At 61.9% G+C, this 13980-nt stretch carries 16 protein-coding genes; 6 read left to right on the top strand and 10 right to left on the bottom strand.

Going from position 1 to position 13980, the window contains the following annotated elements:
• The first annotated feature begins 77 nt into the window (after window positions 1–77).
• Window positions 78–710, top strand: a complete 633-nt coding sequence (locus FND50_RS12685) for a hypothetical protein (protein WP_005573939.1) — start codon at window positions 78–80, stop codon at window positions 708–710.
• 36 nt (window positions 711–746) lie between these two features.
• On the opposite strand, the gene FND50_RS12680 is transcribed toward FND50_RS12685, so the two are convergent.
• Window positions 747–2507 carry a DEAD/DEAH box helicase gene (locus FND50_RS12680; protein ID WP_005253764.1) on the bottom strand — a complete coding sequence of 587 codons (1761 nt, stop codon included), beginning with the start codon at window positions 2505–2507 and terminating at the stop codon, window positions 747–749.
• Window positions 2508–3235: 728 nt separating this feature from the next.
• Here FND50_RS12680 and FND50_RS36090 point away from each other — a divergent pair.
• From FND50_RS36090 to FND50_RS12660, 5 genes are all read left to right on the top strand, one after another.
• Complete coding sequence (locus tag FND50_RS36090) at window positions 3236–3577, top strand: hypothetical protein (RefSeq protein WP_186301279.1); 342 nt, start codon at window positions 3236–3238, stop codon at window positions 3575–3577.
• A 153-nt stretch (window positions 3578–3730) separates the two neighbouring features.
• A complete protein-coding gene (locus FND50_RS12670) occupies window positions 3731–3919 on the top strand; it encodes a hypothetical protein (protein ID WP_144285999.1) in 189 nt (62 codons plus the stop codon).
• Window positions 3920–4161: 242 nt separating this feature from the next.
• Window positions 4162–4398, top strand: coding sequence for a hypothetical protein (locus tag FND50_RS36470; RefSeq protein ID WP_222105604.1), 237 nt, complete (start codon window positions 4162–4164; stop codon window positions 4396–4398).
• A 320-nt stretch (window positions 4399–4718) separates the two neighbouring features.
• A complete protein-coding gene (locus FND50_RS12665) occupies window positions 4719–5189 on the top strand; it encodes a hypothetical protein (protein ID WP_144285998.1) in 471 nt (156 codons plus the stop codon).
• Between the two features lie 28 nt (window positions 5190–5217).
• Window positions 5218–5556, top strand: coding sequence for a hypothetical protein (locus FND50_RS12660; protein WP_144285997.1), 339 nt, complete (start codon window positions 5218–5220; stop codon window positions 5554–5556).
• 141 nt (window positions 5557–5697) lie between these two features.
• Here the strand turns inward: FND50_RS12660 and FND50_RS12655 are convergent, their stop codons facing one another.
• The 9 genes from FND50_RS12655 to FND50_RS12615 form a co-directional block, all read right to left on the bottom strand.
• Window positions 5698–6567, bottom strand: a complete 870-nt coding sequence (locus FND50_RS12655) for a hypothetical protein (RefSeq protein WP_144285996.1) — start codon at window positions 6565–6567, stop codon at window positions 5698–5700.
• Between the two features lie 345 nt (window positions 6568–6912).
• Window positions 6913–7404 carry a hypothetical protein gene (locus tag FND50_RS12650; protein WP_144285995.1) on the bottom strand — a complete coding sequence of 164 codons (492 nt, stop codon included), beginning with the start codon at window positions 7402–7404 and terminating at the stop codon, window positions 6913–6915.
• An 85-nt stretch (window positions 7405–7489) separates the two neighbouring features.
• The gene (locus FND50_RS12645) at window positions 7490–8155 is read right to left on the bottom strand and encodes a hypothetical protein (protein ID WP_144285994.1); all 666 of its coding nucleotides are present in this window, start codon (window positions 8153–8155) and stop codon (window positions 7490–7492) included.
• Window positions 8152–8652 (bottom strand): hypothetical protein, encoded by a 501-nt coding sequence (locus FND50_RS12640; RefSeq protein WP_144285993.1) that lies wholly within the window; start codon window positions 8650–8652, stop codon window positions 8152–8154. The genes FND50_RS12645 and FND50_RS12640 overlap by 4 nt, the downstream gene beginning before the upstream one ends.
• A gap of 154 nt (window positions 8653–8806) precedes the next feature.
• Window positions 8807–9061: a hypothetical protein gene (locus tag FND50_RS12635; protein WP_144285992.1), complete on the bottom strand. Its 255-nt coding sequence runs from the start codon at window positions 9059–9061 to the stop codon at window positions 8807–8809.
• 464 nt (window positions 9062–9525) lie between these two features.
• The gene (locus FND50_RS12630) at window positions 9526–9807 is read right to left on the bottom strand and encodes a hypothetical protein (RefSeq protein WP_144285991.1); all 282 of its coding nucleotides are present in this window, start codon (window positions 9805–9807) and stop codon (window positions 9526–9528) included.
• A 190-nt stretch (window positions 9808–9997) separates the two neighbouring features.
• Window positions 9998–10471, bottom strand: a complete 474-nt coding sequence (locus tag FND50_RS12625) for a hypothetical protein (protein WP_144285990.1) — start codon at window positions 10469–10471, stop codon at window positions 9998–10000.
• A 538-nt stretch (window positions 10472–11009) separates the two neighbouring features.
• Window positions 11010–13181, bottom strand: a complete 2172-nt coding sequence (locus FND50_RS12620; protein WP_144285989.1) for an AAA family ATPase — start codon at window positions 13179–13181, stop codon at window positions 11010–11012.
• Window positions 13182–13274: 93 nt separating this feature from the next.
• Window positions 13275–13661, bottom strand: a complete 387-nt coding sequence (locus FND50_RS12615; RefSeq protein ID WP_144285988.1) for a hypothetical protein — start codon at window positions 13659–13661, stop codon at window positions 13275–13277.
• Window positions 13662–13980: the final 319 nt, after the last annotated feature.

The raw sequence follows: 13980 nt of genomic DNA, 5'->3' as shown, positions 1-13980 counted from the left end.
TCTCTCGGGTAAATTCTCCGCTCGGGCGGCGCTGCAGAGCTGCCCGGACGAGACAACGAGGAGTTCAGGTGGACGGTATGAGCGTGATGCGACGCACGATCGCGGCGGCAACGGTCGGTATCGCGGCGACTTTCGGCCTCTCGGGCACGGCAGCGGCGGAACCGGCCACCCCGGACGTCCCCGGACTCGCCGAACTGCGCACCCAGGCCGACAAGCCCGAGGAGAAGGCCGCGGTCGAGGCGCTGGCCACGTCGACCGTGCTGCATGATGTCGCGGGCGCGTACACTCCGTTCCTCTACACCGCACCGACCGTGGGTTGCGGCACCGTCGCACCGGTCACGCTGACGCTGGCGTCGGGCACCACCGGGCCCACCGCCGAGGTGAAGGCCAACGAGATCAGCTTCCAGGCCCTCTCCGCGTACCCCGGTGTCGTGAAGTCGTCGGGACTCAACGTCGCGTGGATCAACACCAACACCGGCGCCAGCGGAATCCTGCCCCTCGACGGCGTCACCGACGGCGGCTACCCGGCGCTGAACAAGGTCGTGACGACGGGGCCGGGCACCGTCGTGGCATCGATCTTCGGCACCGTCGGTTACACCAACGCGACGTGCTACGTGCTGCCGACCGTCGGTTCGTTCTTCGTTCCCGAGGAGGGGCCGCTGCCCGCCGAGGCGGCACAGCCCGCCCCGGCTCCCGCTCCCCCGGCGTAATCGCCGGGGGTCCCGTTCGGGACGGCCGCGCGAGAACTACTCGCGCGGCCTTTTCCGGCTGTCCCGGTCGCGCTGGAACTTTCCGCCTGCGCGATCGTCGCGGCCACCGCGCGGCCGACCCGACGGCGGACCCGAATCGGGCTGCAGCTGAATCAGCACACCGGAGATCCGGGTACGGCGCAGGGCTTCGAGGGTCTCGCTGGACAGGTCGGCGGGCAACTCCACCAGGCTGTGATCCGGGCGGATGCTGATGTGCCCGAAGTCGCTGCGCCGCAGCCCACCCTCGTTCGCGATGGCACCGACGATCGCACCCGGCACCACACGGTGCCGCTTGCCGACCGCGATGCGGTACGTCGCGAGCTCCTGGCCCTCCGGTCCACGCGACCGCGTCGGGGGGCCGTCGTCGAAACGGCGCGCCGGGCGTTCGCGGGGCTCACGCTCACGGCGGGGCGCGGGCGGCGGTTCGGGCGCCATGAGGAACGCCTCACCGTCGCGCGACTGCACCGCGAGCGCGGCGGCGATGTCGGCGAGCGGGACGTCGTGCTCCTGCTCGTAGTCCTCGATCATCTTGCGGAACAACGCCAGGTTGTCGGACGTGAGGCTCTCGGTGATCGAGTCGCCGAACTTGGCCACACGCTGCGCGTTGACGTCGTCGACGCTGGGCAGCTGCATCTCGGCCAGCGGCTGACGGGTCGCCTTCTCGATGGCCTTGAGCAGGTGACGCTCGCGCGGCGCCACGAACAGCAGCGCCTCGCCGGCGCGCCCGGCGCGACCGGTGCGGCCGATCCGGTGGACGTACGACTCCGTGTCGTGCGGGATGTCGTAGTTGACGACGTGGGAGATGCGGTCGACGTCCAGACCACGCGCGGCCACATCGGTGGCCACGAGGATGTCGAGGGCGCCGCTCTTGAGCTGGCCGATGGTCCGTTCACGCTGCGCCTGCACGATGTCGCCGTTGATCGCCGACGCGGAGAATCCGCGCGAGCGCAGTCGTTCCGCGAGGTCTTCGGTGGCCTGCTTGGTGCGCACGAAGATGATCATCGCCTCGAAGTCCTCGACCTCGAGGACACGCGTCAAGGCGTCGAGCTTGCGCTGGTGCGCCACCTGGACGTACCGCTGCGAGATGTTGGAGGCCGTCGACGTCTTCGACTTCATCGTGATCTCGACGGGGTCGTGCATGTACTGCTTCGAGATCTTGCGGATGGCCCCCGGCATCGTCGCCGAGAACAGCGCCACCTGCTTGTACTCCGGAGTGTCGGCGAGGATGCGCTCGACGTCCTCCTGGAAACCCATCTTCAACATCTCGTCGGCCTCGTCCAGGACGAGGTACGAGAGCTTGGACAGGTCGAGCGTGCCCTTCTCCAGGTGGTCGATCACCCGACCGGGCGTGCCCACCACGACGTGAGCGCCGCGCCGCAGCCCCGACAACTGGACGCCATAGCTCTGACCGCCGTAGATGGGCAGGACGTGCAGGCCGGGAATATGGGCGGAGTACTTGCCGAACGCCTCCGCGACCTGCAGCGCCAGTTCCCTCGTCGGCGCGAGAACCAACGCCTGCGGCGACTTCTGCGTCAGGTCGATCTTCGAGAGGATCGGTACCGCGAACGCAGCGGTCTTGCCGGTGCCCGTCTGCGCCAGGCCGACGACATCGTTGCCGGCGAGAAGGGGCGGAATGGTGGCTGCCTGGATCGGCGAGGGCGACTCGTAGCCCACATCGGACAGTGCCTTCAAGACCCGATCATCGATGTCGAGGTCGGCAAAAGTGGGGGGTTCGGGGTCACGCTCGATATCACTCATTGACCAGCAGGTTCCTTCGGTTGGATACGCGAAGAGTGTATCAGTGCACTTCAGGCGATATGCAGGCATCTGCAGAACCGGGAAGAATACCTCATGACAAGTCATATGGCGAGGTGCGTTCGCTTCGTGTTTCCCGCGTGCTATCCCACACCTCGCCTCGGACGAAATGATCATTGGGGACTCGTCGACTTTCCTGATGGCAATTCGACGCGTGTACGTTCGTGTCGTCACCTGCAAATTGACGCCGCGGGTGACGTGGTGTACGGCCCCTCCCGGGGTTCTCCCAAGGCACGTCGTTTGGGTTCCGTCGTTGTTGTTCATTCGGTCGCCTTGTCCCGGGAGGGGCTTTCTGGTGTCATCGCCGGGCACCCCTACCCCTTTCACCGTCGCCTCAGAGATTCGGGCCGTCGTGTAACGTCGTGCCGTTCGTTGCCCGGTGCCTATCGGGGTCGCCGGTATCGAACGCCATGGGCGTCCTTTCACTTCGACTCGGAGGGGCGCCCATTCTGGCATCACGGCCAATGCGCTTCTCACGCACCTGAATACGTCACACGATCAATCACACGCGTATGCACGTGAAAGTCCCTCAGCGTCGCCCTGAAGACGTCGCATTGCGCTCGTGTCGTCATCGTTCGCACATACGGCGCCCGTGATGGCGTTGACTGGCATCTCCTGTGTCTCATAGCGTCCTGTCGTTCGAGCACGACAAACGACGAAGGGAACGTGTGATGGTCACCAAGGCAAAGACATTCACGACAGCCGAAACAGCGGCACAGCTCGGTGTGGACTCGAAATCACTCCGGGTTTTTCTGCGTACCGCCGAAGGTGCCGCCCTCGTAGATCGAGACGGTTCGCGCTATGTGATCCCGGCATCCGCAATCCCCAAGATCGCCAAAGGGCTAGCCGCGCATGCCAAGCGAGCCGAAGAGAAGAAGGCAGCAGCTGCGAAGGCGGCCGCAGAACCCGATATCGAACCGGAGGACGATGAGGCAGACGACGAAGAGCTTGAGGAGCTCGAAGAATTGGGCGAGGACGAAGACCCCATCAAGGATGAGGAGCAGGGCGAATGACGATCACGGGCTTGAGAATTGACACGTTGGGTGTGGTATCCGAGGTGGCTATCGACGAGGACATACGGGGACCTGAATAGCTTGATCGGGTGCTCCTGCTTCACTCGAGTTGGGTTGCCCGGCTTCGACATGATGGCCGATGACAATGGGTGGGTGATCGACCGTCCCCAGTTCAATCACACGGCCACCGTGATCGTTCGCGCGTTCGACTACGACTCGCCCATCGCGGGCAATGTCGTCTTCCTGGGCGCAGATGGCCGGGGCGGCAACGTATCCCTGACGGACGACCACACCAAGCTCCTACGCAAGATGGCCGAGATGGTGATGGGTGGCGACGAGTGACACGGCCCGCGTTGCCTGGCAATGCATCTCGTATCGGTGACCTCACACGCGCTCAACGGGAGGCCATCGGGTACGAGTTGCGTACGTCCCTACCGAAAGTCCACGCACAAGCTGTGTCATTGCGTCGTCAGATCGCTGAGGCACACCGGGAGCTTGCCCGCGTAACTCGACGTGAGAACGACATTCTCGACTCGCTCGAAGCCCTGCGCTCACTTCACTGATGATCAACTACAGGAGAAACCATGACCGCCCAATCGCTCGACGCGTCAATCGCCCGCCATCCAGCTGGTAAACGACGTAGGCCCGACCCAATCGAGACGGCCCTCGCATTCGACAGCGTGGCATTCAATGCTCGATACGGGCCGCCGACGACAGCACCCGTCAATCTGTACGACGCCCACACCCAACGTGAACGATTCGCAGTGCCGATCTCGACGTGGGTCTTGCTCGCCTTCGTGATTCTGGCCCTCACGCTATAACCGCACCCGCATAACGACGAAGCCCGAATGGGATGCCTGGACCGCACCTCATTCGGGCTTTTTCGAGAGTACAGGACCGTCATCGCACATTCGCACGTCATCGCGTCGATTCGCCTACCCTCGCTCGTCTTCAGTTCGTCCGTAACGCCCGAACGCACGTCGTCGCATGTCATCGCACACGCGCGCATCGTGAGGGCATCGCTCGAGGTCACGACGGATAGCGGTGTGGGACTGTCGAACTCGACTTATGGACCCGCGCGGTTCGTGTCTTAGCGTAGCCATCGACAACGACGCAGTACCGCCCGACGAAGGAGCCCACCATGAGCGCGAACCTGATCACCCGCATTGCCGCCCGTATCGACGCCACCTTCGACGTGCCCGCTGAGGTGCGTGACGCCGCAGCCGAGGAGCTGGCAACAATTGCCCGCAACAAGAAGATGTCGGCCGCCAAGCTGAGCGCCCAGGTCATCGAGGACACCTTGACGGAATTCATGCCCGACGAGGACGAGGGCACGATGACGGACGAAATCAATGCCGAGCACCTCGAATCCATCCGCGAGGGAATGGCCGCCGAGGACGACTCGAACGTTGCCGCCCTCAAGGCGCAGGACCTGACACCCGCTGATGAACCCGCCCCGGCCAAGGCGACGAAGGCACGCAAGGCGAACAAGGACGATGCGCCCACGGAATCGCGCAAGGGTGCCCATGCCGATTGCACGCATGAGGTCACGAAGGCCGCTCGTGCCCGTTGCAGGCGCGAACGTGCGAAGGCCCTCGCCGTCGCTGCGTAATCCCACACCCAAACGAAAGGAGCACGTCATGAGCAACGTCATTCAGGTCACGCCCACGATTCAGGGACCCGACGGATTGTTCTATTCGGGCATCAACGCGTGGGAATGCAAGGGGCCTAACGTCAATTGCCGGCAGGCGCATCGTGAGGGACGCAGCTGGCACGTAACCCCGCCTCAGTTCCCGTCAGGCGTGCACGTCGTCTTGCCCACGTATCACTACGCAACGCTCGAGCTGGGCGTCGAGGCTGTCAATCAGGCCCTCAGGAATGCGCCTACGATCACGAACGACGAGGACCTCGCCCGCTATCGAAAAATGCGCATCTCGTATTGCGTGCCCCAGGGATTCATCGACCCGTCACGTCGCTAATCCCCGCGCACCCAACTGCCCTGCACGATCACCTCGTGTGGGGCAGATTGGTAGCAGCGAGCCTGATGCGCTCGAACGTCGCGTGTGTATGAATCCTCCGGCGAGCGCCTGCTACTCGCTCAGCACCGAACTGAGACGCCCCTAACCGGCAGCCTCGTCGTCCTCTACGTCAGCGTCGATGATGTTCGGGTCATCCAACCGCGGGATGCGAGGCACGTCAGTAGGACCCGGCGCAGCGGGCAGTTCGAGCGCGGGAACCTCGCCGCCTGCGATCTCCTGCACGGTGGCCGTCATCTGCTGGACGCCTTCGAGAATTCCATTTGCCTCGTCAACCCCGGTATGGATCAGCGTCAGGAATCGCACGACACCCGCTAGTGCAGCCCCGACGCGCTTAGCGGTACGGGGACGTGCGGCCATAACGTCCACACCCGAGCCGACGAGTTCACGTGCCCGTCGTTCAACCGCCTGATTGCCGACAAGTTCCACGTTCGCGAGAAGCCACTCGATGTGGTCCACCTGTCCGCGAATCTGCAACACCAACGAGTCGGGCAGGTCTGCGTCCTCGAGTAGCTCGCGCCATTCCTGCAGACCCTCGCGCAGATGCTCAACCGCTTCCGCACTCATGACGGACCGAGAATCCGCGAAGGTGAAGTCGAAGTAGTCAACCAGGGAATCGAGGAGATGAAGAGAGTCGGCGCTGATGATTGCGGAAGGTCCCGGGTTGGTCTGGTTCCAGGCGTTTCTCGGCACCACGGCGTCGTACCAAGACGGAACATACGCGAGGTAACGATTCCGTGCTCTCGCATCCTGAGGCAAGGCGTGCAAGCGTTCGGTTACTGCGGCCACCAACGCGACAATTTCCGAGTGGCGCTGGACGTACTCGACCGTGCCGAGGTTGCAGTTGAGGACGTTCACAAATGCCTCGTGAACGTGTGGCGTCTCAGACTTCATCACCCGATCAATGAACGTATGCAGCGCGAGCGCCGGATTTACTGAAACCGCATTACCCACCAAGATCGTCCTCCTCGTTTGCCCCACACCCGACCGACTGACCAGCATACCTGTGGCTACCGACAGAAACGCGCTCGTCTTGTCACGAGCCTGCGCATACCTGTGATGCGCGCTAACACGATCACTCGAGCGATGCACGTTCAGGCGCTTACGGACGCGCTCAGGGCCTGCAATCGCGCCTGTCGTTCGTCGCTGTCGTTGACACGTCGTCAATCGCACCTGGTCCGGCTACCGAACAGCCCCGATGGCATGGGAAGGCAACATCGGGGCTGATGGCAGCGCGTGAGTCTTGCGGATCAATCGGGCAAGGAATGGACCCGATGATGCGACAACGCCGCGCCGGGTCTAATCCAGTTCGCCGTTCTCCTCGTCGTCCGGCAGATCGTCTATCTCGTTGTCGTCATCGTCAAGGCCGATAACGGACGGGTCGAACTCGAAGTCCACGTCACCCACACCTGCCAGCCATTGATCAACTTCAGAGTATGTGTCGTTCGAGCCGCTCGCCTGATCAAGACCCAGGTACTTGGATCGACGTTCCTGCAGCTTGATTAAGCCGTCAATGCCCTTGAGGTCACCCGCAGCGATTGCGCGCATGGCCAAGGTGATCGCGGTATCGAGGCGGTGCAGTTCGAGGTTACGGACGGTGTCGACATCTTCCTTCGGCACAGCCCTCAGCCACCGACGAATATCCTCGCCGACACGCTTGGATGAGACCTGCTGCCCGGTCTTCTTTGTGAGCGCGACGGCAATGGCGTCGAGGGACATTCCCTTTGCCCGCATCTCGACAGCCATCTTCTGCCGTATCGCAACGCTGGTGTTCTTCGCGGTGTTAGCCATGTCGTGTCACCTCCTATCGTGTGTGGAGAGGGGCGGGCATGGGGTCCTCCTACTTCCCACACCCGCCACAATCTCGTTGCGTGCGTTACGCGTCGGCCTCGACAGCCGGTTCCGCGTTGTGCCGTGCGATGAAGGCCTCGAGCAGTTCGCGCCCGGTGCCCTGCACGTAGCCCGATGCGCGGATCGCCAGCATGTCGTCGCGGCGTTCGTCGGAGTGCAGCGCGTGCACGGTGGGCAGACCGCCTCCGCCGGGAACGAAGCCGAACTTCGCCTCGTGAGCGATGCCATCCACGTCCTCGGGCCGGACTGCGATACGGGTCCACTCGCCCTGACTGTTGTCGATGAGCCGTCCGCGTCCCGTCGATGCGTCGAGGCCCAGTTCGCGCAGCTCCTTCGCGCGGCGTTCGAGCGTGCGTTCGCGCTCTTCCATCTCACGCTGCTCAGCGACACGTGCCTTGACCTTGTCGTGAAGCTCGGCGACGATCACGACCGCCTCGTCGTAGAGCCCACGCAGTTCGGACAGGTCTGCCCCGGCGAACTCGGCGTAGTCAGCCTTGAACGTCGCAACGTCCGCGTCCAACTCAGCGACACGATCACGCTGCGCCTTCGCACGTTCAGCCTGTGCCTGAAGCTCAGCGAACTCTTCAGCCTGCCTTGCCTTTTCGATCTGCGACGCGGTGATGGTCGTATCGCCCGCGATGACAGCAGCCTTCAGCTCTTCGACGGTTCGAGTATCGGTAGCCATGGTCATTCTCCCTGGGGTGCGACGAAGCCGTTGGTTCCGGCCTCGTAGTGGTCGAGGTTGTGCTGTGCGTAGACAACGTGGATCTTGTTCTTGTGTTGCTCGTCGAGCGCTGCTTGAAGTGCAGGCGAGGTGGGGACCAGGAAGAACTTGTCGATCGACTCATCCCGCAGCCCCCGATCCGTGAGGGCCTCTATGACACTCGACGTAAGGAGCGGGCGCACAATGGGATCGGCGTTGCGCATGGCGTCTGTTGCCACACCCAACCCGAGATCGTCGGCGGATGCGATCTGCTCCTTGAGTCCGGGCCAGATGCGGGCGAACATCGTTTCGGCCAACGCCTTAGACTGCGCGTCACTGGGGCCCTGAGTGATTGCTGCCCGGGCGGCATCTACTGCGTCCTGGTCAGCCTGAAGCCGTGCGGCCAGTCGTTCGCGCAAGTCGGCGACGTTCAAGTCAGCCTTCCCGCTCATCGCCTCCGTGGCGATATCCTTTACGTCGGTCATTCTCTACTCCTTGGTCGATGTGTTGGTGTCGCCTCCCTGACACCCACGAACTTCGTTCGTGAACACGTGACAATCGTTGCACGTCACCAACAATTTTCCCGAATGGCCATGACTTCGGAGATATTGCGTACGAACATCTTTCACACTTCAGGACTCACATGATGGGCGAATCATCGTCCGCACCCAGCATCATCGCGCGCTCCTCGTCGGACATGTCGCTTGCCTCATCCCACACAACCGCGCGTAGGTCGAGAACGTGATGCCTCGCATTCCCCGCGTGCCCGCTCGTCATGAATCGGACCTGATGCGCCTGTGCCTCGTCGAGGTCGAAGTACATCGAGACGGCCCAATGCCCCGGCGCGTCAGTAGCGAAGGCGTACCGCCCATTCCCCTCGATGAAGGCACTCAACCGTGTGGGCGATAAATCCCATCCGTCAAGGACGCAAAGTGCAGCCGATCGCCCGTCAATATGGATCCCCCTATCAGGAATCGTCTTCGGGCATCGGCAGCGCGTCACCACACGCAGCGGTGGGAGTACCGTGTGTCGAGCCTGTCGTGCCCGTGCCTTCCGCGCGTCGTACCGAACGTGAGCGTTATGCAGCTCAATATCGCGTCGTGCCATCGTCGTTGTCCTCGCGGTCGTCGTTGTTGGGTCCCGAGAGCGATCCTCAGCGCCTGTCACGTGTACGCCGTGTCGTTCGTCGTGCGAGCGCATCACGGACGCGCACAGCACCAGTCAGGGCGTCCGCCTTGTCATAATTCTTGACACAGCGCGTCTTTCGCTATGCCTTCGTGCAGATGTTCAGTTCATCAGGAATCAAGTACAGGAAAGGCCCGCACCCACGGAATGAGTACGGGCCTTTCGAAAGACGTTCAGGCCGTTGCGTAATCCTTGCGCATCTCAGCAGGCGAGCGCTTCACTGGAAGCACACGAGGACGAACACGGAACGCGCACGGGTCATCGTGATAGACATGCGTCACCATCGGAGTGCCGTCGTCTTCGTCAATCTCGACCTCGACTTCGGGCATCGTGCAATCGGGGCAGGCATCGCCCGAGATGGCAAGGTAGCGCTTGCCCGACTCTGGATCGAGGTACGCCACAGTAAGCGATACCGGGTTGTCGTTGTCGGTCTCAGCCTTTCGGATGAGCTTCATGATGTTCTCCTCCTGTTGAAATTCCCGTGGCTGACACCCGAGTTCTGAAGGGCGGTCGTCGCGGTGCCATGCAATTGATCGTTTCACACCGTTCTCTACCTCCCCGAATGATTCCGGAGTCCTGGTTGTGTGCGAGCGCGACGGTAGACACCATCAGACGAAATGCCTTGCGTCACTATCTAGGCGGCTATCACCATTCGCGGCCGTAGATGTCATCATCGTCCGGATCTGTCGGCTTCACGTATCCAGCCGGGAAGGTGCCAACATAGTTCTTGATATCGTGCGCTGGGCCGAACTCTCCCAACGAGTCATTCAGGGTGCCCGCAACGACCGAGCGCTCCGGAATCTCGTCCGCCGCGACAACCCGACGTAAGTTGTTCCCCTTTTCGTAGTAATCATGACGGTTCTCGACGACCAACCACACCAGGACCGGCTCCTTGCGGATAGACCCGTCAAATTGCTTGAACCAATTCTCCTGGCCCGGTTGCGCAGGGAGGGCAGACACAGGCGACCAGGTTTGCTTGTGGAAGGCGTACCCGTCCTCCTCGAGGTAGTCGACATAGTTCTGGCGGTCGAGGAAGCGCCCGTGGCGTTTTACTGCCACCTTGTTAGCGTAGTCCATCGCGTCGGCCTCGAAGTTCTTTTCAGACTTGTTCTCTGACACAGTCTTTCGCTCCTAGTTCTGTCGGTTATGTAGTGCAGCAATGTTATTCGTCAGACCGTCGACGTAAGGCGGCCAGACGTTCGTTCGTGCATCGTCGTGTGATCGTTCGCAATCAGGGCATCGGTACGGGCATCCAGCAGACACGCTGAGCGCCTGAAACGGTCGATCACTGGGAATCATTCATAGCGAGTCGTTCAAGGCGTGAGAATCGAGTACAGACGTTTCCCACACACAGCGGTTCCGTGTCGCGTACGCGGGAGGCTCGGTGCCTCGTCCTCGGTGGTCAGTATCAGTGGTTTCGGATGATGGCCCCACGTAGTGGGCAACGCCTCAGAGGCCTCGTCCCTGGGTGAGACGAGCCGTGTGCAGGTTCGCGGTTGATGCCCCACACACAGCCCGTCGTCGTTCGAGGTGTTCCGGGCTTGTTTGATTGGCACCACGACCAATACCAACTCGACCGGTTTCACTCACTCACCACAACCGTGACCGAGTACCAACGACTACACACACATAGTGTGGTCGTTTGGTATCGGTCATTTCACACCGGTCCCAACGCGCTTTGGTATCGGTTGCTATCGGTGGTATCGGTCACGCCTACGTAGGGCTTTTCGAGCGTGTGATTCTGCGACTTTCTAGCCCCCGGCTCGATGCTGATGTAGTCGTTGTCGATCAGCCATTTCAGTTCTTTCAAGATGTGCGGACGATGCCCCTTGATCGGGTGCAAAAGGCGCGTCTGCGATGGGACCACACCCCCCGAGTTCATCATTCCCAGCGTCCGGGTGATGTTCTTCCGAATCTTGTGCACGTCGTCCTCGTCAGCCGGTTCCGTATCAGCATCCGTCCCCGTATCCACGTTGACCGACACGAGCGCCGTGCCTGATTCCGAGTTGACGACGAGCTCCCCGAAGAACTTCAGCGTCTTTCCCTGCCTGACGGTCGCGTTCTTGCGCACCGATCCGGGACGGTCCTTCGCCACCCAAACGTTCGAGCGTGTGGTCTCACCCTCGCCGCCGGCCGCGGTGTTCACCACCTTGTAGCTGACGCCGTTGATCGCCGCCATCTTGTGCCCCGACCCGATGTCATAGCGGTCCATTTCTTCGCCGTTCTTGACGACGTGGTCGAGCAACACAACAGCGGGCCCAAGGTTGGCAATTGCACGCGGCAAGAGGCGGATGAACGTGGCGATATCCGTTCCCTCGTTTGCGCTGAGTCCGTGCATTCCGAGAATCTCGGTCACGCCGTCAATGGGCACGTAGCAGACGTTTCGCTTGCGGATGTGAGCTTCGATGACGCGACGAGCCTCTGGGCCATACTTCTCGTCTGGGCGAACGTAGAGGAAATGCTTGCGGATCAACTCTTTCTCGAGGCCCATGTGCAATAGGCGCCCCACAACGCCGCCCTTGTCGTCCTCGAAGTCGATGAACATGGACGTTTTACCTGCGCGAGCCAACTGCACGACGACCATCAGCGCAAGCCATGTCTTCGCGGATTCGGTTTCACCCTTGAGGCTGTTGACCTTCCCCGGGTAGAACATGCCAGCCGCGTCGTCTCGCTCACCGATGACGGCCTTCTCGCGTTTGAAGGTGCCGTCCAGCACGTCATCGAAGTTGACCGGCTCCCACGTCGCCCCAGCAGGCCCATCATCGTCGACTTCCTCGACCGCGCTTCCCGTGTCGTGTCGGCCCTCGCCTTTTCCCGGCGACGTCACCCGCTGCTTACGGGATTCGACGCCCTGCTTCTCCCAGTACGCGACCGCCTCGAGAATTCGCGAGCCAACGGTCGTGTTCTGTTCCGCGCACTTCGCGTAGATGGGCTCCCAACGAATCGGCTTCCAATCGTCATCCAGAATCGCGTTCGTGTGGCCCTCGAGCACGCGCAGCATCTGCCCCGGCGACAAGCCGTCCTCCATGAACTGACGAATGACCGCATTGATCCTCCCCCACCTCCCGGACCCCTTCGTGTCAGCGTCGTTCGCGAGCATGCCCTTTGCAGCATCGCTTATCCGGCGCTCAGCGACACGCTCAGCGACCAAATCGTCGTGCCGCGCGTAATCCCTCATCGCACGTTCAGGGCGCGTTACAAGGCCGCCTACCGCCTCGACCAGATCGTCGTATGCCCACACCTTCGACGGCTGGTGAATGACAGTGACCTTGACGGCCTTACCGGTCTTGTAGTTGTACGTCCCGGCGAGGCGCGTCAGCCCGTTGGATTCCGATTTGCCTCCGTCCTTCGCCCCGTCCTCGTTCATCCCTCCGAACACTGCCAGCGTGTAAGACAGCGCGTCGGCTGCGTCTTCGTCCACGTGATCCTGCAGGCGGTAGGTCGGGTGGGTGTGCCCCTCGGTCCCGGATGCGATGACGAGCGGACCCAGGTCGAGCTGCGCGTTCTCGTCGTTGTGGATCTTGTCCAGTTCGTGCGAAAGGCACAGCGAGGGAAGCGCGTTACCCTTGGCGCGGGACTCTGACTTGAATAGCGTCTGCGGCGTGTAGACGTCCCGACCCTTACGTGACCACTTCGATGCGTACGCAGCGGCGAACTCGATTTCGGTGGCGTGGAACCATTCCTCCTGCCAACTGCGGCGCGATGCCTCATCGGGGTCTACACCCGACTTAATTAGCTTCGATTCTGCGGCACGGTGTTTCGTGCAGATCGCGAGGAATCCGTCGAGCGGTTCACCGTGCAACATGCGCAGGTGGTCGAGCGGCGTCACGATTGCTGTGCTAATTCTGCGTCGTGTCGTGGTAGCGGATGTCACTTTATCTTCCTATCAATCATCTGGAAAAGGGTTGGCTTCGTGCGACATTCACGCGGATGTCAAGGATTGTGCGTGGAGAAACGCCTCCCGGTCGATCCCGGCGAGGGCGAACAGGTCCTCCGTATCGACCGTGCCGTCCGCGTTCACCAGGTCGGTGTGAGACTCCAGGTCCCAAATCTTCATGGACAGCTCGATAGCTGCCACATCGGGCGTGACCTCCTCGGTGCGCGCCAGTTGAAGCAGTCGTTCAACGTGCGCCTCCACGTCCCCACCCCAGCGCTCGAGCATCACCACACCAGGCACGCGTAGGCGTCGTTCGCCGTGGCGGTCTCGAGGGGCTACCTCGACAGCGGGGAGGTGCCCTTTCTTGAACCGGACACGGATGGCGTTCACAGTGACGCCCTCGACACGAGCAATTCCCCACGCGCCGATCATCAGGGGAACGGTCTTCGGAATCTCGCACATAGTCAATGCCTTTCGTCATGACGTCACACGATGACGTCCGGTTGGGGTGCATATGTAAACACACCCCGAAACGACGTTGGCAAACGGTGAGAGCCCGTCAATCCCACGTCACGGCGCGCCGTCATTCGTACCGGCGTGTCCTGAGGTTGAAGCGTCAACTTAGGGTCGGTTCTAAGTCCTCGCCGCGCTACAGATGAACGCGTGAGGTGTCAATACGTGCCCCGTCACTGTCGGAGTCGGTTCTAAGTCCCCGGCGCGCTACAGGCAAAGGGACAGCCCGTCAAGCTGT

Source organism: Rhodococcus sp. WB9 (assembly GCF_007558985.1).
Taxonomy (GTDB): domain Bacteria; phylum Actinomycetota; class Actinomycetes; order Mycobacteriales; family Mycobacteriaceae; genus Rhodococcus_F; species Rhodococcus_F opacus.
The sequence above is the reverse complement of the archived record's forward strand: the minus strand, read 5'-3'. Positions and strand labels throughout refer to the sequence as shown.